General features: G+C 72.3%; 17 protein-coding genes. 6 read left to right on the top strand and 11 right to left on the bottom strand.

The genetic code is table 11. The features are described 5' to 3' along the window. Positions 1 to 14: 14 nt before the first annotated feature. From O7626_RS20050 to O7626_RS20035, 4 genes are all read right to left on the bottom strand, one after another. Positions 15 to 1973 (bottom strand): TOMM precursor leader peptide-binding protein, encoded by a 1959-nt coding sequence (locus tag O7626_RS20050; RefSeq protein WP_278062694.1) that lies wholly within the window; start codon positions 1971 to 1973, stop codon positions 15 to 17. Then, entirely contained in the window at positions 1967 to 3946 is a 1980-nt protein-coding gene (locus O7626_RS20045) for a TOMM precursor leader peptide-binding protein (RefSeq protein WP_278062693.1), read from the bottom strand. The genes O7626_RS20050 and O7626_RS20045 overlap by 7 nt, the downstream gene beginning before the upstream one ends. A 70-nt stretch (positions 3947 to 4016) precedes the next feature. Continuing rightward, positions 4017 to 5411 carry an aspartate aminotransferase family protein gene (locus O7626_RS20040; RefSeq protein WP_278062692.1) on the bottom strand — a complete coding sequence of 465 codons (1395 nt, stop codon included), beginning with the start codon at positions 5409 to 5411 and terminating at the stop codon, positions 4017 to 4019. A 23-nt stretch (positions 5412 to 5434) separates the two neighbouring features. Further along, positions 5435 to 6805 (bottom strand): glycosyltransferase family 2 protein, encoded by a 1371-nt coding sequence (locus tag O7626_RS20035; RefSeq protein WP_278062691.1) that lies wholly within the window; start codon positions 6803 to 6805, stop codon positions 5435 to 5437. Positions 6806 to 7092: 287 nt separating this feature from the next. Here O7626_RS20035 and O7626_RS20030 point away from each other — a divergent pair, with 287 nt between their 5' ends. Beyond that, positions 7093 to 8733, top strand: coding sequence for a nitroreductase family protein (locus O7626_RS20030; protein ID WP_278062690.1), 1641 nt, complete (start codon positions 7093 to 7095; stop codon positions 8731 to 8733). Positions 8734 to 8760: 27 nt separating this feature from the next. Here the strand turns inward: O7626_RS20030 and O7626_RS20025 are convergent, their stop codons facing one another. Then, positions 8761 to 10992 (bottom strand): tetratricopeptide repeat protein, encoded by a 2232-nt coding sequence (locus O7626_RS20025; protein ID WP_278062689.1) that lies wholly within the window; start codon positions 10990 to 10992, stop codon positions 8761 to 8763. A 98-nt stretch (positions 10993 to 11090) separates the two neighbouring features. Continuing rightward, positions 11091 to 12971, bottom strand: coding sequence for a helix-turn-helix domain-containing protein (locus O7626_RS20020; protein ID WP_278062688.1), 1881 nt, complete (start codon positions 12969 to 12971; stop codon positions 11091 to 11093). A gap of 128 nt (positions 12972 to 13099) precedes the next feature. On the opposite strand from O7626_RS20020, the gene O7626_RS20015 reads away from it, so the two are divergent. Then, positions 13100 to 13495 (top strand): VOC family protein, encoded by a 396-nt coding sequence (locus tag O7626_RS20015; protein WP_278062687.1) that lies wholly within the window; start codon positions 13100 to 13102, stop codon positions 13493 to 13495. A gap of 321 nt (positions 13496 to 13816) precedes the next feature. Further along, the gene (locus tag O7626_RS20010) at positions 13817 to 14554 is read left to right on the top strand and encodes a class I SAM-dependent methyltransferase (RefSeq protein ID WP_278062686.1); all 738 of its coding nucleotides are present in this window, start codon (positions 13817 to 13819) and stop codon (positions 14552 to 14554) included. 441 nt (positions 14555 to 14995) lie between these two features. Here the strand turns inward: O7626_RS20010 and O7626_RS20005 are convergent, their stop codons facing one another. The 4 genes from O7626_RS20005 to O7626_RS19990 form a co-directional block, all read right to left on the bottom strand. Further along, positions 14996 to 15397 (bottom strand): hypothetical protein, encoded by a 402-nt coding sequence (locus tag O7626_RS20005; RefSeq protein ID WP_278062685.1) that lies wholly within the window; start codon positions 15395 to 15397, stop codon positions 14996 to 14998. Then, positions 15394 to 15705 carry a hypothetical protein gene (locus O7626_RS20000; protein WP_278062684.1) on the bottom strand — a complete coding sequence of 104 codons (312 nt, stop codon included), beginning with the start codon at positions 15703 to 15705 and terminating at the stop codon, positions 15394 to 15396. Before O7626_RS20000 ends, O7626_RS20005 begins: the two co-directional genes overlap by 4 nt. A gap of 76 nt (positions 15706 to 15781) precedes the next feature. Further along, positions 15782 to 16147 (bottom strand): GntR family transcriptional regulator, encoded by a 366-nt coding sequence (locus O7626_RS19995; RefSeq protein WP_278062683.1) that lies wholly within the window; start codon positions 16145 to 16147, stop codon positions 15782 to 15784. Then, complete coding sequence (locus O7626_RS19990) at positions 16144 to 16938, bottom strand: hypothetical protein (protein ID WP_278062682.1); 795 nt, start codon at positions 16936 to 16938, stop codon at positions 16144 to 16146. The genes O7626_RS19995 and O7626_RS19990 overlap by 4 nt, the downstream gene beginning before the upstream one ends. 360 nt (positions 16939 to 17298) lie before the next feature. Here O7626_RS19990 and O7626_RS19985 point away from each other — a divergent pair, with 360 nt between their 5' ends. Next, the gene (locus tag O7626_RS19985) at positions 17299 to 17796 is read left to right on the top strand and encodes a protein kinase (RefSeq protein ID WP_278062681.1); all 498 of its coding nucleotides are present in this window, start codon (positions 17299 to 17301) and stop codon (positions 17794 to 17796) included. A 175-nt stretch (positions 17797 to 17971) separates the two neighbouring features. Further along, complete coding sequence (locus tag O7626_RS19980; protein ID WP_278060713.1) at positions 17972 to 19084, top strand: ISAs1 family transposase; 1113 nt, start codon at positions 17972 to 17974, stop codon at positions 19082 to 19084. Here the strand turns inward: O7626_RS19980 and O7626_RS19975 are convergent. Next, a complete protein-coding gene (locus O7626_RS19975) occupies positions 19066 to 19926 on the bottom strand; it encodes a DEAD/DEAH box helicase family protein (RefSeq protein ID WP_278062680.1) in 861 nt (286 codons plus the stop codon). The genes O7626_RS19980 and O7626_RS19975 overlap by 19 nt on opposite strands. A 289-nt stretch (positions 19927 to 20215) precedes the next feature. On the opposite strand from O7626_RS19975, the gene O7626_RS19970 reads away from it, so the two are divergent. Further along, positions 20216 to 20446: a hypothetical protein gene (locus tag O7626_RS19970; RefSeq protein ID WP_278062679.1), complete on the top strand. Its 231-nt coding sequence runs from the start codon at positions 20216 to 20218 to the stop codon at positions 20444 to 20446. The last annotated feature ends 53 nt before the right edge of the window (positions 20447 to 20499 follow it).

Below are 20499 nucleotides of genomic sequence, written 5' to 3'. Positions count from 1 at the left end.
GGTCGTGGGCGTGCTCACGGGAACGGGTGTGGATGGGGATTCACCTCCTCGTCGGGCAGCGGCTCGGTGCGGTGTCCGAGCCGGACCGGTGCGGTGCGCAGCCGGGGCAGCATCTCGGCCCGCCGGTGCCGGTGCCCGAAGGTCATCGGGAACGTGCCGGGGATGACGACCTTCGCCGCGTACAGACCGGCGGCGCGGAGTTCCGGCGGGGTGGTGTCCACCGCGACGACGTCCAGGCCCGACCGCAGGTAGCGGTCGACCAGGTGGTGGAGGTCGTCGGTCAGGTCGGGGCTCGGGACGTACCGCTGCGCCGGCGGGAACGCCTCCGCCACACTGTGCAGCTCGGCGTCGCGGTAGAGGAACCCGAACCGTGGCCATGCCTCGGGAAGGGCGTAGAGCAGGGCGTGGTCCTCCATCGCCTCCACCAGGTCGGGGTCGGCGAGCATCGCGTGCGCCCGCTCGACCGCCTCCGGGGTGTGCAGCTGGCGCCGCATGAAACCGATGCCGTTGACGGCCTCGAACAGCGCGGAGCGGAGCGCTCCCTCGGGGTCGAGACCCGCCCCCGCCCCGCAGTAGACCATCGGATGCTCCGGGTGGCCGTCCTCGTTCACCAACATCACCCACCAGGCAGGAACGCCCTCCGGCATCGTGGTGTCGAAGACGTGCACGGCCAGGCCGGCCCGCTCCATCCGGTCCACCAGCAGTCGTACGGTCAGGTCGGTGGCGGTACCCGGGTCGACGCGGGGGGCCGGCAGCCGGGCGTACCAGGTGGCCAGGAACGCGTCCCGCTCGGCGATCTCGAAGATGCCGTGCAGTACCGCCTCCGCCAGGCTGCCGCCCAGCGCACACCCGTTGGAGCACTCGAACGCGAACCGTCGCCCCCCGTGGACCCCGTAGTAGGCATAGGACTCGGGCAGCAGCACCGGCGCCCGGCGCCCGAACGAGTACCCGTACACCCAGTTCATCCGCAGGTCCGGGGTGTAGTCGACGTAGCCGCTCCGGCCCGACGGCGACCAGGTCGGCAGGCCGAGCGAGACCGGGTCGACCGCGGTGCCGGGGGCGAGATCCGCGTAACTGGACCGGGTGACCGTGCGCTTCCCGCCGGGCTGGAGACCGGCCCGGCGTTCCAGTCCCTCCAGGATCGACACCGTCACGCTCGTCGTCCGGTCGACGGTGCGCCCGTAGCCGACGGTCTCGGCCTCGCACACCGGGCTGACCCGGGCCGCGCTCACCGGCGTCTCGCCGCCGAGGTGCAGCTCGACGCCGGCCACCACGCCGGTGCGTTCGTCGACGAAGCGGTCGAGCAGTTCGGCACCGTTGATCGGGCCGAGCCGGAAGCCGTCGGGGTCGGCCTTCAGGTTCGGCCGGGTGGGGAAGACCGCCGCCGTCGCGGTGTCCTCGGGCAGGCCGCCGCAGGTCTGGCACGCGGCCACCGGCAGGAAGCGGTGCCGACTGGTCCGCAACGACGCGGTGGCGACCCGCAGCACCGTCTGTCGGCTGCGCGGCGGGTCGGCGACGGCACTCCGGTCGGTGCCGGGCAGCCCGAGCGTGCCCACCTCGTCCGCGACGAGCGCGCCGACCCCGGCCAGCACCCAGGACGGGAGCCCGGACCAGCGCAATTCGTCGCGGGCCGAGGCGATCTTCCGGGCCGTCGCCGTGCCGGCCCGCCGCGCTCCGTCCGCCCGGCGCCGTACGCACTCCAGACAGCCCGGCTCGCCGGGTACCACCAACGGGCCGATCTCGACGGCGTCCGCGACGACCCGGACGGCGAGCACCGGCGGGCCGTGCCGGGCCGCGCGGTGGTTGACGTCCGAGTCGGCGAGGTCGATTCCGACGGCCACCTGGAGGGCCAGGGCGGCGGTCCGCTGTCCGCCGGGGGGTGGTAGCGACCGGCGCAGCGCGGCCCGGACCTCGGTCGCGAGGGCGCCCGAGCCGGTGACCAGGACGGTGCCGGCCGGTCGGCCGGTCAGCACGGCGTCTCTCCCAGGGGTGCGAGGTCGGCCGCGACGAGGTGGGGGACCAGGCGGTTCAGCGCCGGGTCGACGTCGATCGCAGCGACGGTGGTCCGCCATCCCCGCTCGGCGAGGTGGGCCACCAGGCCCGGCAGCGCCCGCGCCCAGGCGGTGCCGCCCTCGCCGGCCGGGTCGAGATCTGGCGGGATGTCGGCGGCGGCGGTGACGCCCTGAAGGCGGAGCACGGCCGTCTCCAGGGCGGTACGCGTGGCCACCGCCCCGGTCAGCGCGGATGCGCTGGCCAGCAGCTTCCCCCGGCCGAACACGCCGACCGCGTGCACCCCGGACGCCGACGACAGGTCGACGGTGGTCAGCGAACTGTCGAGCAACAGCGCAGCGGACGCGAGGGGGAGGTCCGTCGACGCCACGAGCGGGACCGCCTCCGGTGGCGGCGGGTCGGCGGAACCCGGCCGGTCCTGGGAAGCCGCGGTGAGCCGGTGGCAGTGCCGCAGCAACGCCCGGCCGACCGCCTCCGGCCAGGTCGAGCCGGCGCCGGCGGCGACCCGCACGCCGGCACCGCCGGCCGGGGGCCTATCCGCCGCGCCGGCCGGGGGCCTACCCGCCGCGGTGGACGGGGGCTTGCCCGCCGCGGCGGATGGATGCGCCGCGAGGCGCTCGGCGGCGAGTTCGCAGCCGAGCACGACCGCCCTGCGCCGGGCGTCCTCGTCGGTGTCGGCGGCACCGACGACCCGGATCGGGCCGGCGCCCGCCGCGCAGGGGTCGGCGAAGGTCGCCTCGACCACCCGGAGCGGCAACTGCTGGTACGGGCCTTCGGTGAGCCCGAGCAACGGGCCGAGGCGGTCGTCGGCCACCTCGACCGCGGCCTGGGACAACGCCTCGGCGGCCGGGGTGTCGCGGTGCCCGGCGGTGCCGCCGAGCGGTGCGGCCCAGACCGGAGGCCCGGGCCGGTGGCTCGGGCACAGCGGGTGCGGCAGGAACCGGTGCACCTCCGACTCGGCCGTCCGCAGGTCCAACCGGACCAGCTCGGCACGCTGCCCCAGCCCCGCCCGGGTGGCGGAGCGGAAGTGGCCGAACGCCGTCACCGCCGCGATCAGGCCGATCAGGGGCCGCGACAGGTACCGCTCGGCCGGCGCCTCCGGCCGGTCGACGAGCTGATGCGCCGACCAGGTGGCGTCGGCGGCGTCCATCGCCCCCAACAGGCGAAGCCAACCACACTCCCAGCACTCCCGGACCGGGTCGGCGCCGATCGGGCCGATCCACGCGGTGCCGGCGGTGACGACCGCGTTCACCACCGGGACCTTCGCCAGCCCGGCCGCCCGGCTGACCAGCGCCGCCCGGCCGAGCATCGGCGTGGAGGCACAGTGGACCACTCCGTCGTATCCGACCAAAGCCTCCGGTGCCGGTGCCCCCGCGTCGGACCAGAGGCTCGCGTCGACCACGTCGATCCCACGCGCCGGGTCCTGGGCCAGCGTCTCGCGCAGCGCCGCCTCCACCTCGACGGTACCGGCCGGATCGCTCACCGCGACGCTGACCGTCCGCAGCCCGATCCGCCAGAGCGTGTCCAGCACGGCGACCGGCAGGGGACCGTCGCCGACGACCAGGACCCGCCCGGCCCGGAACCGCTCGAACCGGTGGGCACCGGAGCCGCCGTCCACCTCCACGAAGGCGATCTCCTCGGCGTACTGCTCCCGCTCGGCCGGGGTGAGCTGGTGTGGCAGGTCCAGGTCGACGTCGCGCACCATGCCCGCCGCGGACAGCGCCTCGACCAGGGTGAGCACCGCGGTGCGCGCCGAGTCGGGCAGCGGTGCGGTGAGCGAGGCAAGGGTGCGTTCGCCGTCCAGGTACGGTGCGATCCGGTCCAACAGCTGGAAGGTCACCTCGCCCGGCAGCAGCAGCTGCCCGGTCGCCGTCTCCAGGTAGACGCCCTCCTCGACCGCGACGTAGACGCAGTCCTCCCGCAACTTGGGCCTCACTTGCCGTCCTTCCTACCACTCGACGGAATCCGTTCGGTGAGATCCGGATCCGCGCCGCCGGCCGATCCGCTCACGCCGCCGCCAGTTCGTCGAGCCGGTGCAGGGCAGCGTCGACAGCGTCCAGCCCGATCTCCAGTTCCTCGTCGCTGATCCGCAGTGGCGGCGCGATCGTGACGGTGTTCGGTGCGTAGCTCAACAGGAGGACCCCGTTGCGCGCGCACTCGCCGACGACGAAACCCGCGGGCTGGAACCCGTCCAGCGGGTCGAGGCCGGGGCTGCGCCACCTGTCCTCCGGCACCCACCGCCGTCCGGTCTCCGGGTCACGGACCAGCTCGATCCCCCAGACCAGCCCTCGGCCGCCGACGCTCGCGGCGGACGGGTGCCGGGCCACCATGTCGGCCAACCGGTCCCGGACGACGTCGCCGAGGGACGCGACGCGGGCGACGACGTCCTCCTCGATCATGATTTCCAGGGTCGCCGCGACGGCGGCCATCGCGAGCGGATGTCCGGCGAACGTCGAGCTGTGGCCCCAGAAGCCGGTGGCGAAGTAGTCCGCGATCTCCCGGCTCACCACGCAGGCGCCGACGGGTACGGCCGAGCTGCCCAGTCCCTTTGCCGCGGTCATGATGTCGGGCTGCACGCCGTGGTGCTGGAACGCCCACCACCGTCCGGTCCGGCCCATTCCGGAGATCGCCTCGTCGTCGATCCACAACACCCCGAGCCGCCGGGTGAGGTCGCGGATCTGCCCCACGTACTCGTCGGGCACCAGGAAGGCGCCGGCCCCGTGCCAGATCTCGGTGATGAACGCGGCGACCCGGTCCACTCCGGCCGATCTGATCACCCGCTCGGTCGCGGTGACGCAGGCAAGCGTCCCGTCGGCGTCCTTGCATCCGGGGTAGGTCCGGCCGAGCGGGCAGGAGACGCAGATCGGCGCCGGCGCCGAGGGCTGCGGCTGACCGCCCGGCACCGGCCGGCTGGTGCCACCGGCCGGCGTGAAGCCGTTGCGCAGCATGCCGACCCCCGTCACGTCGGCGGCACCGGCGGTCCACCCGTGGTACGCGAGGTCGCGGGTCACGATCAGCGGACGGTTCTGGAAGAGCCGCGCGATCATGATCGCCACCTCGGTCGCCTCCGAGCCCGACGAGACGAAGCGCACCGCGCCGGCCCACGGGGATCCGGCCATGGTCTCCTCGACGATCAGCCGTGCCGCCCGGTCCTTCTGCTCGGACGGGAAGAAGTCGGCGACGTAGTCCAGCCGGTCGACGGCGTCGTGCAGGGCGGCGGTCAGCTTCGGGTGGCGGTGACCGATCCCGATGCACATGTGTTGCCCGTGGAAGTCCAGCAACCGCCTTCCGTCGGCCAACCACAGCCAGGAACCCTCGGCGCCGACGACCGGCACCTGGGGCAGGAATCGTCGCGGCGCAGTCGACAACACGTGGTCGCGGCTCGCGACGGACTCGCTCACGCCGCGGCCCGGGACGGACCCGCTCACGCCGTCGCCCGTACCGTGACGACGCAGTCCGGATCCCGGTGCTCGACCGACGTGTCCAGGTGCTGTGCCAGCATCCGGACGAAGTACTCGACGTCGTCCACCCCGGAGACACCGGCCGGCAGCCGGGCGTCGGCGGAGTGCACGAGCACGCTCGTGCCGGCGATCCGAAGCGACTCTCCCAGGTACCGGCTGATGTCGTGCACGCCGAGCCAGCGCCAGAGGTTGACGTTGACGACGACGTCGAAGGCCCGGTCCGGATAGTGCGTGGCGAAGCCCAGCAGGTGCGGGTTGGTCGCCGAACGGGGCCGTCCGAGGTCGAACGTCTCCGCACCGTCCGGCAGGTCGAGTTCCTCGGTGCCCAGACCGATCACCAGGACCCGCGGGTGGGGCTGTGTCGCGGGGCGGTCGGCGGCGGCGACGACCGTGTCCAGGCCGGAGCGTCGCCAGGCTCGGGCGGCCCGCCACGCCGGTTCCCCGGCGGTCGCGGCGAAGCTCGCCTGGTACCGCCGGATCCGGTCGGCCGCCTGCGCCGGCTGGACGAGCCCGGTGAACTCCCACTCGTAGCAGGGGTGCTTCTGTTTGGCCACCGCCATGTTCGCGTAGTAGTCCTGGTACATCCCGATGTTGGGCCGGTAGTGCGGCAGGTGGTAGCAGGTGGCGCGGTCGTCGTAGTGGAACGCGGCCGACCGGCGGCCCAGTTCGAGGTAGACCCGGTAGAACAACTCCAGGTCCTCGAAGCCCCACCTGGTGCCGAACGCCTCGTCGAACATGCCGGCGGAGACCAGCACCTCCCGGGGCACCGAGATGTTGTTGGTGTAGGCGAACAGCCAGGGGGTCCGCATCAGTTCCGCGATCCGCTCCGGCGGCGTCGGCTCGGGAAACCGCATGTCCGCGCTCTCCGCCGGCAGCGTCGCCAGGTCCATCGCACCGGCCCGGAGGATCCGGTCGAGCACCGGCCAGTCGATCTCCCAGCGCTTGCCGACCAGTACCCGCGGCGTGTCGGCGCTCCGGTGGAACTCGTGGTGTCGGGCCAACAGGTCCGGGTCGGCGAACGAGTCGCTGTCCAGGAAGACGACCACCCGCCCCTGTGCGGCCGTCACGCCGTGGTTGCGGGCGGCGGCGCGTCCTACGTGCTCCGGCAGCCCGAGGTACCGGTAACCCCGGGCGGCGATCGACTTGCCGACCTGGTCGTCGACCGTGTCGCCGTCACCCACCACGATCACCTCGAACAGTTCGGCGTCCAGCCGTTGCCGGGTCAGCGAGTCGAGGGTGAGGGCGAGGCACTGCGAGTCGTGGAACGTGGGGATCACGACGCTCAGGAACGGGCCGTCGGACGTCCGCCCGTCGACCTCCTGACTGGAAGGCATCTCGTCTCCTGTTCCCGGCGTACCCGCCGCGTCGGGTCGGGTCGGTCCGCGCGGCGGATGGCGCGCGGACCACACCGGTGCGGCGTGGTTGATCTATCCGGCCAACGGTAGGAATCCGGGTCGGCAGGGAACCAGGCACCAGACAGGTAAAGGAGGGGCAAGATCGTTTGCTTCCGGCGCGGCCGGCGCAGGCTGCGCTCGCCGGTGCCGAGCACCGGGCGGTGGCCACCGGCGGGACGAGCTACCGTACTGCGACGCCGGTCGTAATCGGGGGAGGGCTGAAGTCCATGACGTCACCGCGGCCGGCCGGAGCAGCGCCCGGCACGGCAACCGCCGACTACCTGCGGGTGCACCGCGACACCCCCCGGGGGCCTCGCCGACCGCCACTGTTCAAGCAGTACCCGGGAAGCGTCCGGATCCCCCTGCCCTGGCCGGCGGCACCCCACCCGGGCCGGTTCGCCGGGTCGCTGGCGCTGCTCGGGTCGCTGGCCTCGGCATACGCGCCCACCCGATTCCAGTTCTACACGACGGCCGCGATGGCCACGCTCGGCGGCTTCCCCGCCACGAACACCGCCCCGACCCTGCGCGGCGGCGTGCGGCGGGCGGTGCCGTCCGGCGGTGCCTACTATCCGGCCGAGCTGTATCTGGCGGTGACCGGCGGGTTCGCGCCGGGGCCCGGCGTCTACCACTACGACGCGACGCACCACACCCTGGAGACGCTGGCCACCGACGATCCGCAGGCGTCGCTGCGGGCCGCGCTCGGCCGCGCGCCCACGCCGTACACCCTGCTCGTCTCCTGCCGGATGTGGAAGAACGCGTCGACCTACGGTGCGTTCGGCTACCGCCTCGGCTGTCTGGACACCGGCGCCCTCGCCGGCCAGCTCCTGCACCGGGCGCCCGACGGGACCGACCTGCGCCTCGTCTTCGACGACCGGACCCTCGACGCCCTGCTCGGGCTGGATCCCGACATCGAGTCGGTCTACGCAGTCGTCCTCGCCGGCCCCCCACCAGCCGCGCCGCCCGCCCCGGCACCGCACGCCGACGCGCCCGCTGCGGCGGCGCCGCAGCGGCCGGCGCCGGGCGCGAACGCGGTTCGAGGGCTGGAGTCCGATCTCGAGCTGCGTGCCGCCGCGCATCCCAGCGCGGTACGGCTGCATCACGCGAGTCTGCGCGGCGCTACGGCCGACCGCGCCCGGGACGTCCCTACCTCGGACGCCTTCCGCCGGTCGCCGGGGCGGGACGGCCCGACCGCCGCCGACCGGTGGCGACGCCCAGCCGAGTCCGGGCGGAGAATCGACCTGCCCGAGCCGCTCGCCCTGCCCGAGTCACTCGACCCCGCGAGGGCGGACGCGGCACTCCGGTCGGCCGTCCGGTTCACCGGTGACGCGATGACGGTCCGGCAACTCGGCACGCTGCTGGCGTGGCTGCTGACCGGATACCGCTGCGACATCACCGGCACCCGGGCCGGGGCGGGGCGGCTGGCGGCCTACTGCCTCCCGAGCCGGGTGACCGGGCTGGCTCCCGGACCCTACGCGTACGATCCGGCGACGCACAGCCTCCGGTCCGCCCCAGGCGGGGACGGACACGGGTTCACCCCGACCGGCGTCCTGGGCGGCCTGCGCACGGCCACCGCCCGGCTGTTCCTCTTCGCCGACACCGACCCGGGACGGCGCGGGTACGGCGACCGCTGGTACCGGATGCAGCACGTGCTGGCCGGCATCGCGGTACAGCGGTGCCGCCTTGCCGCCAGCGCGGTGGGTATCGGGTGCCGGCCGGTCTCCGACCACGACTCCGCCGCGGTGCGGGCGATGTTCGGAGTGCCGCGCGGGCAGGTCGACGTCGTCCAGCTGCTGGTCGGTCCGGCCGCCCCGCGAGCCGGTGTCGTCGACATCGGCCTGTCCGGCCAGCCGGAGGGTCGGGGGGCATGACCCCCGCTGTCCAGTCCCTCCCACTGTTCAGTCGCGGAACTCACCGTCGGCCGTGCGACCCAGACCGGCGAGGATCTCCTGCGCCTGCCGTAGCGCCTGTCCGGCCGCTTCCGGCTGCCCGGACCCGTCGTACGCCTCGCCCAGGTGGGTGAGGACGATCGCCTCGAAGTAGCGTTCGCCGAACATCCGGTGCAGGTCCAGAGCGCGCCGGTAGCACTCGATCGCCTTCGCGTTCTCGCCGAGGTGGTGGTAGGCGTAACCGAGACTGTCCCAGGTGGCCGCCTCGCTGTGCTGGTCGCCGATCTCCCGGAGCATCGCGAGCGCACGTCGGCAGTAGCCGACCGCCTGCCGGTGGTCGCCGGTGAGGGCCAGGCTGTAGCCGACCGAGTTGAGCGTGCTCGCCTGGCCGGCCCGGTTGTCGACCTCCTCGTAGCAGCTCAACGCCTGCCAGTTGTGTTCCAGCGCCTCGGCGTGGCGGTCCCGCTGGGAACAGAGCCAGGCCAGACCGCGGTGGCTCCGGGCCTGTCCGCTGCGGTCGGCGAGTCCGGTGAACAGGTCGAGGGCCGACCGGTGATGGCGGTCGGCCGTGTCGTACCGGCCCATCCGGAGGTGGGCACCGCCGAGACCTCGGTACGCGTGGGCCTGTGCGGTCGGATCAGCCAACCGGGAGGCGGCGGCCACCGCCTGCTCCTGGGTCGCGGCCAGGTCGTGCCAGTAACCCCGGAAGTCGAAGTACGTCTCCAGAGACCAGGCCAACTGCCAGACATGCGTGTCCGAGCCCACCGTCTCCGCCCGGTCGACGATCGCCAGCAGCACGTGGTGCTCGGTCGCGAACCAGTCGAGGGCGGCGCGGTCGTCCACGATCTCCTCCGGGACGACCCCCTGCTGCGGTCCCGCCAGCTTGATCGTCTCGGGGAAGAGCAGCGTCGCGGCCCGGTGCGCGGTGTGCAGGTAGTGGTCGAGCATCCGCTGCACGGCCTCGTCACGGTCGCCGTCCGGCTCGTCGTTCCGGACGAGTTCGGCGGCGTACGCCTGGAGCAGTTCGTGGGTCGTGTACCGGCCGGGCGAGTGCTCGGTGAAGAGGTGCCGGCAGGTCAGCTCGGTCAGCAGGCGTCGCGCCTCCGGGACGGTGACACCGGCCAGGCTGGCCGCGGCGGGCACGCAGATGTGCGGTCCCGGATGCAGGCCCAGCAGGCGGAACAGCCGGGCCGCCCCCTGGCTGAGCCGGTGGTAGGACCAGGAGAAGACGGCCCGTACGTCCGTACTCGGATCTTCGCTGACGAACGCGTCCAGGCGGCCCCGGCTCTGTCGCATCTCGTCGGCAAGCGTGGCGAGGGGAAGTTCCGCGGCCGTGGCGGCCCGACCGGCCACGATGGCCAGCGCGAGCGGCAGCCGGGCACTGAGCGCGACGATCAGGTCGACCGCGGCCGATTCCGCGGCGACGCGGCTCCGACTCAACCGGTGGGCCAGCAGCGACCGCGCCTCGCCTTCGGTGAGCTGGTCCAGGCGCAGTGGAACCGCCGCCTCGGACACGACCAGGCCGGTGAGCTGGTCGCGGCTGGTGATCACCACCAGGCAGCCGGCCGTGCCGGGCAGCAGTCCGCGGACCTGCTCCGGGTCCCGGGCGTTGTCCAGCACCACCAGTACCCGCTTGCCCGCGAGGAGGCTCCGGTACAGGCCCGCCTGCGCGTCGACGCTGTGCGGAAGCCGCTCCGGCGGCACCTCCAACGCGTCGAGGAAGGCGCGCACCGCCTCGTCGAAGCGCAGCGCGGGACCGCTCGGGTTGTATCCGCGCAGGTTGACGTAGAGCTGCCCGTCGGGGAAGCGGTCCGCGACCCGGTGTGCCCAGTGCACCGCCAGCGCACTCTTGCCGACCCCGGCCGTACCCGTGATCAGCGAGATCGGCACCGCCCCCGCCGAGTCCGCCGGGTCGGCGTCCAGGAGGGCGTCGAGCCGGCGCAGCTGTTCGGCCCGGCCGGTGAAGCCGGGGATGTCGGCCGGCAGCTGGGCCGGCCGCACCGGGGGCACCGGCGTGGTCCGGTCGTGGTCGGTCGGCGACAGTGCCGCGATGGCCAGCCGGCGGGTGTCCGGCCGAGGAGTTCCACCCCGACCGGCCTCGAGGTTGCGGACCGTGCGGACACTGAGCCCGGACTGGTCCGCGAACTCTTCCTGGGTCCAGCCGAGTTCCAGCCGTCCTGCCCGGACCCACGCACCGAACGCGGTGACACCCGCCCCGACTTCCGGTGCTGAATCCGCCATGATCTCCCCCGAACAGGAAGGCATGCGAACGGGCCGGCCCAGGTGGACACCGATCCGGGCAAGCTGCTCGTCCGCCCACGTCGCAGGGCGACACTACCTCAGAGATCCAGGATCTGGGCACGCTCCCACGATCCGGCACGGCGCACGGGCACACGGCACACAGCCACGGCCACCGTCCGACTGCCCTTCGCCCTCGTGGCGTTCGGTTGCCCGAAGGGGCGCCGGACGGTGGCCGTCCCCCGCATCGGCACCGACACCGTACGGCGGCACGGCACCGGGCCACGAGGGGACGATCCGCACAGCGATCGCGGTGCCGGTCCCGACCTGCACAGCGACCGGTCAGCCGTCCGGCCAGTTCGATCGACCGCAGGGCCAGCCAGAGTTCGTGCCGGGCGTCCGGGGCGTGCAGCAGCGAACGGCCGAGTGCCTGTTCGGCCCGGACCAGCCGCTTGCGGGCGGCCGAGGCGGAGATGCCGAGCGTGGCCGAGGTGGCGGAGAGGTCGGTGTCGGCGGCCAGCCAGGCCCGTACCGTCGCCAAGCCGGCCGACCGGTCCACCGTGTGCAGTGGCCGCAGCAGAGCCCGGGCCCACCCGGTCGGCCGGCCCGGCGAGCAACCGGTCCAGCTCGATCTCGCGGATGGCTCGGTCGGGTGCGAGCTGGTCGGTGCCGGGGAGCGTTCCGGCCGGCACCGTGTCGACCTCCGGGACGGTCGGTCGGGGCGCGGAGCGCAGCCGCAGGGCCAGCCAGGCCGCGGAGCGGTCCCGGACCCGGAGAAGATCCGTTCCGAGCAGTGCGTTGAGCAGGTGCAACCGGCCGGCCAGGGTGTTGCGATGGATCTTGAGGTGTCGGCTGGCCGCGCTGTCGAACGCCAGCCAGGAGTTGAGCGTGCCGAGCAACTCCGCCGCGCCCGGGTCGGCCCGGCGGGCGGAAACGTGGTCGAGCACCGGTCGCAGCCGCCGTCGGGCCCAGGCGTACCCGTCGGGGCCGGCGAGCGGCACCAGGTCGTGCTGCCGGTCGAAGCGGGCGTACCCGTCGTCGGTCGTCCGGGCCACGGCCAGGGCGTGGATGGCCTGCTCGTACCCGCTGGCCGTGGCCGGCAACGCGACCGGTTCGCTCAGCCCGACCCGGCTGGCCGGTACCCGGCCGGTGATCAGCCGCCCGAGCCGGTCCGCGGGCTCGGACCCGTCCCCGTCCGGCCGGCCGCTGCCGGGGGCTGCCGGCGGGGCGGCAGCGCTGGACGGGTCGGCTGGCAGCAGGGCGATGAGATGGTTCGAGCGGACCGGGCAGGGGACGATCCAGGCCCGCCCGGAGAGCGACCTGGCGAGTTCGGCGGCGGCCTCGTACCGCTGCCGGCCGCCGCATTCGATCACACCGACCCGCAGCGCGTCCGGCAACCGCGGTCGCAGGGCCGAGGCGATCCGCCGGGCCGGTGAGACGTCGCCGACCATCAGCAGGTGCAGTACCGCCTCCCGGCCGTGCGCGTCGGCGGCGGCGATCCGCTGGCGCACCCGGTCCGCCTCCTCGACCCGCCAGCAGAGCGCGAGCGTCCGGGCGGTGTCCGCGAGCAGGTCGCCGAGCGGCCGGCCGGGATCGGCGACGACGACCAGGCAGCCGGACCGCTCCTCGGTCCGGGCGACGAGTGCGGCGGCGGACCGGTCCCGGTTGGTGCCGCCCAGCGTCAGCAGATGCATCCGGCGCGGTCCGTCGGTGTCGACGACGGCGGCCTCCGACCCGCGCCGGGACAGGTCCGCGACGGCGGCGCCGACGATTCGGGCAAGCTGGGTTCCGGGAGCCGGTCGGTCGGCGGTGCCGGCGAGTACCCGGCCGTCGGCTCCGACCAGCAGGGCCGTGCCTCCGGTACGCCGGCCGAGCCAGTCCAGGATGCCGCGCACCGCGTCCGGGCCGACCGAGAGGCGGGCCAGGGTCAGCAGGTCCTCGCCGCGGGTGGCCGCCGCCCCGTCCTCAGCTGCGCGGCTCATCGGAAATCGACTCCTCGAAACGTCCTCCCGGCCGGTGGACTCCGCCGCGGGTCGGTCGTCCCAGCCGTGACGCCCCCGCGCTGCCGGTGGACGAATGACAGCGTACCGGGCGGCCTAGGCTTCCTCGGGTGCGGATCGATCTGGTGACGATCGTGGTGGCGGAGTACGACCCGGCGATCGAGTTCTTCACCGGAGTGCTCGGCTTCGAGCTGGTCGAGGACTCGCCGTCGCTGACCGACGACGGTTGCCCGAAACGGTGGGTGGTGGTCCGGCCGCCCGGCGCCGGGACCGGCCTGCTGCTGGCCCGCGCCGACGGTGCACGGCAGCACGCCGTGGTCGGCGAGCAGGTGGCCGGCCGGGTCGGGTTCTTCCTCCGGGTCGACGACTTCGACGCGGCGTACCACCGGATGGTCGCGGCCGGGGTCGAGTTCGTGCGCCCGCCGAGGACCGAGTCGTACGGCCGGGTCGCGGTCTTCCGGGACGTCGCCGGCAACCGCTGGGACCTGCTCGGCCCGGCGAATTAAAGCGGTTGCCGGGGTGATCGGGTTTCTGATCTCCTGATCTTGGTCGGCGAGGACCGCCGGCCGGAAGCCCATCGAGAGGAGACGGCCATGCCACGAGTGCCGATGTCCGGTCAGCGAGCAGGTTCCGTCCACTTGAGAGATACGAGGCTTCATGAGTACGTGGGTTCGCACGACCAGTACGACGGCGGGCGGCGGTAGGTCCGGCCCGACCGGCATCTCGCCGGCCGCTCGGCCGGCAGGGCCGCCTCGGCCGGCAGGGCCGCCTCGGCCGGCTGCGCCGGCAGGGCCCGCTCGGCCCGCTCGGCCCGGGGAGGGTGACTGATGTTCGCCCTCGACGATCCCGGACTCTTCGGCCGGCTCTGGGCCGCCGGCTACGACGACGGCCCCAACCCCGACCCGGCTCCGGCGGTGGACTTCCTCGCCGCCCTCGCCGACGGGGGCCCGGTGCTCGAACTCGCGATCGGCACCGGTCGGGTCGCGCTTCCGCTGGCCGCCCGGGGGCTGCAGGTGGAGGGCGTCGAGGCGTCCGAGGAGATGGTGGCGCGGTTGCGCGCCAAACCCGGTGGCGAGCGTCTGCCGGTCGTCGTCGGCGACATGGCGGACGTCCCGGTCAGCGGGCCGTTCACGATGGTGTTCCTGGTCTACAACACGCTGTTCAACCTGGTCGACGCGCGGCGGCAGGAGGACTGCTTCCGCAACGTCGCCCGGGTGCTGGCGCCGGGCGGTGCGTTCGTGATCGAGACGTACGTCCCGGACCCGGACGACATCGACCGGACCGAGTCGCAGGTCCAGGTCCGGAGCGTGACCGAAGACTCGGCGACGATCCGGGTGCACCGGTTCGACCGGGAGGCGCAGACCTTCGTCCGGCAGACGATCACGTTCGACGGTCAGGGCGTGCACCTGAAGCCGTTCGGCATGCGGTACGCCTGGCCCGAGCAGATCGACGAGATGGCCGAGCGGGCGGCCCTGCGGCTCACCGAGCGGTACGCCGACTGGCACCGCCGTCCGTTCGACGCCGGGAGTACCAGTCACGTCTCCGTCTACCGGCGGAGTAGTTGAGCTGTCCCGCCGGCGGGGTCGTCGTCCGCTTCCGGAACTTCCGGTGACCTTCCGGGAGTTGGGAGCGGGCTGATCCAAGGAACGTGCAGGTCTTGTGCCGGGCGCCTTCGATGGGTATTAATAGTGGTACGCACATCGACGGGGTTAGATTACCGGAAGTTTTCGGCAACCTGTCTCGGCCGGCGGAGCCCGCCGTCGAGCCGGATCCGGCTTCCACGGCGCTGGATTCGGCCCCGGGAGAAGGTGCCAGCACGCTGCCAGTCAGCGCGGCGGCGGCCCACCGGCGCCGCCGGTTGACGTCGGCGGAACCCGGCGCGGAGGGAAGGACGCCCCCTCCGCGCCGGGTCGGCGTAGCCGGATACCTCGCGGTGTTCCGGTGTGGCGAACGGCCACGCCATCGTGATCAGTTGATGGTCGCCCTGGGCCGGTTCGGGGGTGACCTCAGACCTCGACGATCGGCCACCCGTCGCCGAGTACCTGCCGCAATTGGTCGGCACGGGACGTGACCACCCCTGCGGAGTTGACGAGAGCGACGTACGCGGCGTGGCCCGCGCCGAGCCGCCCGGTGTGCCGGGCCATCCCGCCGATCATCGCGCAGTCGTCGACCTGGTCGGTGCGCAGGACGGGGGAGACGACGCGCACCGCCGGGTTCTGCCGGAGCATCTGGAGATAGTCGTGCTCAGCGTGGTCGAGCAGACTGTATGCCTCCAGCAGGCAGACCAGCGGCACAACGACACTGCCGTCGGCGTCCGCCACCTCGACAAGGGTCTCGCCGATGACCTCGACGCCTTGGGCATAGGCCATCAGGGCTCCGGTGTCGAGCACGTAGTAGGGCCGGCTCACCCTGCCGCTCGCCGTTCGAGGTCAGCGCGGACCTCGTCGGCGGGCCGGTCCAGCAACTGGGCGACCCTGGATATCGCGGCAGCGCGGACCTCCGGGCTGACCTGTGGCGGTGCGAGCCGGCCGGCAGCGCCCTCGGGGTCGTACGGGTACTCGCGGTGGCCGGCCGCCCGCAAGGCGGCTCGCATGTCGTCGGAGATCCGACGCCGCCGCAGCGCCTCGGTGACATATGCGGAAACCTGACGGGCTGGGAGAGCGGCCAGTTGTTCCGCCACGTCATCAGGCACCGAGATCGTCACACGCCGACTCATACTCGGCAGCCTAGTCGAGTATGAATCCCGCGAGAAGCACGGTGCCCTGCTCGACGGGTATTGGGTAGCTCGTCCCTCAGGGCGTCGCGGCCTGGCCGAGTGCCGCCTCGACGATCCGGATCGCCTCGGCTGCGTCGATGCCGACGCTTGTGACGACCGCCGCGTAGTCGTGGGCGGCGCGGCGTGCCTGTTCGAGGGCCTGCTCGCCGGCGGCCGAGACGAACGACCCGGCCCGGCCACGAGTTTCGATCAGCCCGGCCTCTTCCAGTTCGCGGTATGCCCGCCCGACGGTGTTCACGGCGAGGCTGAGGTCGGCCGCGAGCCGCCGGATCGTCGGCAGCCTCGTACCGACGGCGAGCGTGCGATCCTGGATCTGCCTCGCGAGCTGGGCCCGGAGCTGCTCGTACGGCGGAGTCGGCGAGCCCGCGTCGATAACGATCATCCGGTGACCATGGCACGCCGGGCCGCCGTCCCGACACCCGTGGTCCGGAAGTGGATCAGGCAGTACGCGATGGCACCCACCACCACGAGTCCGAGCGAGGCGACGTTCCACCAGCCGAACGATTCGCCGTACAGGAAAATTGCCGGCAGCGTCCAGACCAGGCTGGGGGTGACGAGGGCGCGGGCGTCCTCGACCCGCATGATGACGTCGGCGGTGAGCGACGCCTCGTCGTCGGCCACGGCAGGGCTCGCCAGCACGTTGCGCAGTTGCAGCACGATGCCGGCGGCGGCGCCGGTGAGACCGATCAGGACGACGGTCGCCCCGCGCCGCAGGCCGGGATCGGGAACCGCCAGCACGCTCACCGCGAGCAGCAGGGCGGCGGTGAAGCTGGCGACCGTGAAGACGGCGTACGGCCGACCCAGCACCGCCGACCAGCCGAGCTGGACCGGGTGGGCGACCCGCCGGGACAGTCGCGCGCCGGCCCGCCGGTCGACGTGCCGCACCCACCAGCCGAGCAGCCACTGCGCCACCAGCAGCCCTACCACCAGCGCCACAAGCACCAGCATCGGCGGCCGGGCGGAGGCGGTGTCGTGGGGCAGCGCCGACACGTGGGTGAGCGCCGCGCCGACGATGAACACGGCAAGCAGCAGGCTGTCGGCGACCTTGGCCCGGCGCCGCACCGCCAGCCGGGCCGCGAGCAGCGGGGTCGGCTCGCTGTCGGCCAGGCCGTGCCGCTCCAACCACACCCCGGCCAGCCACCGCTGCGGATCCGTCTGAGCTGGCGGTTGCATGCCACACCTCCGAACGTCCCAAGCTTTGTATCAGAAGTTTGAGTCATAGGATGCGACAATGTCAAGACGGGACGAGCGCTGCTTTGCCCCGCCATGCCGGCTCTTGCGGGACTGTACGGCGGTTGCCTCGTCTCCTCGGGTGCCCGTAGGAGCGCCGAATCGCCCGATCGCAGGCTCTCGGCGGCCGGTACGGATGACGGAGTCACGCGTTCGCACCAGAATCGCTACGTACGGGCATATTCCAATGCTTGAGTACCGCGTACTCTGCCAAGGCGAGCACCGCTCGACTTTGGACATATGTCACCTATCGATGGCTGGTGGACCGGGGCGGGGCCACAGCCGGGGACGGGGGAGTACCAGGTGCACGGCGAGTTGGTGGCTGGCAGGTTCCAGCTGCGGGGAGCGATCGGCAAGGGCAACATGGGGGAGGTCCACCGGGCCGAGGACCAGCAGGTTGCCGAAGGCGACCCGTATCGCCGGGTCGCGGTGAAGCTGATCCTGCGCAGCCGGTACGGCGCTGCTCTCGACTCGCAGGCCGATCTCAAGGCGGTCGACCGGTTCGCCCGCGAGGTTCGGATCATGCGCCGGCTCGCCGAACATCCCAACCTGCCGCGCACCATCGACGGCGGGGTCGACGACGGCGGGCTGCCGTACCTCGCCATGGAACTGCTCAACGGGGAATCGCTGAAGGATCTCGTGGCCGAGTACCCACAGCTCCCGGTGCCCTGGGTGGCCGCGATCGGCGCGCAGATCGCCAACGGGCTGGCCGCCGCGCACGCGGTCCAGGGCTATTGCGTGTTTGGTCGAGTGGCCGTTGAACTGGGGATTCCCGGGGTGGGCGGACCCTTGCGGGGTTGAGGAAGGCGGGTGAGGCCTGTAGGTGATCATGGAGTTCTCGACGCTCCCGGACACCTTGAGGACCTCACCCGCGATGTCAGCATGCCCGATTCAGGTACTGTCCGCAGTTCGCACCCCCACCGACTCGCCACCGCGCCTTGTCACCGAGGGTGAAGAAGCTGGGCTCCAGCACTCGTTGGCCACCATCGCGGACCCCCGGTCCCCGCGTGGGGCGCGTTACCCGCTCGTCGGGCTACTGACCGTCGCGGTGTGCGCCGTGACCGCCGGCGCATCATCGTTCGCGGCCATCGCGGACTGGCTGCACGACCTCGATGACCTCGCCAGGGCCCGGCTCGGGTTCATCCGCGCCGTCCCGGCCGCGACCACGATCTGGCGGCTGCTGACCAGGTTGGACGCTGACCTGCTGGCCACCGTGCTCGCCGACTGGCTGCGTACCCGCGTCCCGCCTCCGGTCACGCCCCGACCTCGGCGGTACCGGATCGTCATCGCCATCGACGGCAAGACCATGCGCGGCGCCCGCCGCGCCGATGGCAGCCGGGTCCACCTGCTGTCCGCGCTGGACACCAGCACCGGCATCGTGCTCGCTCAGGTCACCGTGGCCGCGAAAAGCAACGAAATCCCCGCGTTCACCCCACTGCTGGACGCGGTCGAACAGGTTCTGGGTAGCCTGGACGGCCTCATCTTCGTGGCCGACGCCCTCCATACACAGACCAGCCACGCGACCGAGGTCGCCGCTCGCGGCGCCGACCTGCTCATCCCGGTCAAAGGTAACCAGCCGACCGTGTTTGCCCAGCTCAAGGCCTTGCCCTGGGCCCAGGTCCCGGTGGGTGACCGACGCCGCGAAACCGGTCACGGCCGGCGGGAGACCCGCACGGTCAAGGCGCTCACCGTAGCCACCCCCGGCGGTCTGCTGTTCCCTCACGCCGAGCAGGCCGTCCGGATCACCCGCACCCGCACCCTCAAGGGCAAGACCACCAGGGAAACCGCCTACTACACCATCTCCCTCCCCGCCGAGCACGCCCAACCCGCGGACCTGCAGTCCTGGGCCCGAAACGAGTGGCTGATCGAGAATCAGGTCCATCATGTCCGCGACGTCACGTTCCGTGAAGACCTCCACCAAGCCAGAACCGGCACCGGCCCCGCAATCATGGCGACGCTACGTAACACCGCGGCCAGTTACCACCGCACCAACGGCGATACCAACATCGCCCGCGCCACCAGACGCGCCGACCGTCGCCCGCACGACCTCATCACTGCAATGACCAGCAGCTACCCCAGAACGCAATGACCCTGGCACGCGGTCGACGTCATCCACCGCGACCTCAAGCCGGCGAACGTGATGCTGCTGCGCGGCGGCCTGGTCAAGGTCCTGGACTTCGGCATGGGCCGGATCGTCGACGACATCGAACAGGGCCGGCTGACCAGTCGTGCGCCGAAAGCCGGGTTGAGGGCTCGGGCGAAGGTCGGAGCCCCGTAACGGTGTACCTCGTCGGCAACCAGCAGGCCGGGAGTGCCCGGCGGCAGCAACATCGGCGCTTTGACCGCCGAGTGCACGATGGCCACCAGGATTGAGTGCTCGTACAACGAGTCCATATGGCCGTTGCCGAGCCGTCCTACCCGGCCCACTTGAAGATCACGTCGTAGCACCTCGTACCACTGGTCGAGTAGTTCACGCCCGGGTACAAGCACGATGACCTTCTCACCGGCATCCACTGCGGCCGCTGCCGCCAGCACCCCGACCGTCGTCTTGCCGGTACCGGTGACTGCCTCCACGACACCTCGCCGGCCGTGCGCACGCCACTCGGCCAAGGCCTCGGTCTGCCAGACACGCGGCTCGTTGCCGCGATAGCACCTGGGCCGTGCTGGCGGTGACCCCGCAGAGGTCACCGTACCGTCGTGTCGTGCTCCGGCAGTCAGACGCCAGAGCGGTGGCGTGGCGCCGTCGTGAGTGAACAGTCCTCCGCTGGCGTAGAGCGTGCGGTTGATGTCTGTCGTGCTCAACCTGTGCAGCCCCATGCGCTGCAATCCCGCCAGCAGCTGCCGCTTGTTCTGGCTTGGTCGGACCGCCAGCAGATGTCGCAGTACCTCTCGCAACATCAGCTCTCGTTGCACGCCGTTGCCCTTCGTCAATGGGGCCAAACCCTTGGTCGGGCGCTCGGATCCAATCCGAGACCGGAGACAGCCGACGGTAGCCCAGTGCCGAGGAAAGGCCAACGCTGACCGACGTCGGTAGGAAGACCAGAGGGCGGCTGGAGATGCTTGGCGGTTGCTATCGTGCCTGCCGTGAGCCGAGGGCAACCAGGGCGTAGCTTTGCGACGAGCATCTAAGCCGGAGCAGACCCCGTCCCAGAAGTATCAGGCGGAGGTCGCCGCCCTGCGGGAGAGTTCGTTCCGCCTACTCCGCACTGCCCTCGCGAACGTGGCGATCTTCTTCGCCGTTGTCTCCGGGTTCTTGATCTTCTCGGGTGACGTCACGCCAACGACTCTGATCCCGATGGCGTTGAGTGTCGTCGGCGGCGCCTTCGGCGTCTCCACCTACCTGGTAGGCGACCAGCCCGTGCTCGCCCGTCGCCTGCTCGTCGCCGCGCTCGTCTTCGCCGTGCTCGGGCTGGCCGGCATGGTCCTGGTGAGAGTGGTGATCGAAGCATGAGCCTCGCCTGACAGCCGCACCTCCTCCATTCGTCGAGTCTCCTGTCCTGACGT

The organism is Micromonospora sp. WMMD1102 (assembly GCF_029626265.1).
Taxonomy (GTDB): Bacteria; Actinomycetota; Actinomycetes; order Mycobacteriales; family Micromonosporaceae; genus Plantactinospora.
This window is presented reverse-complemented; position numbering and strand designations above follow the sequence as displayed.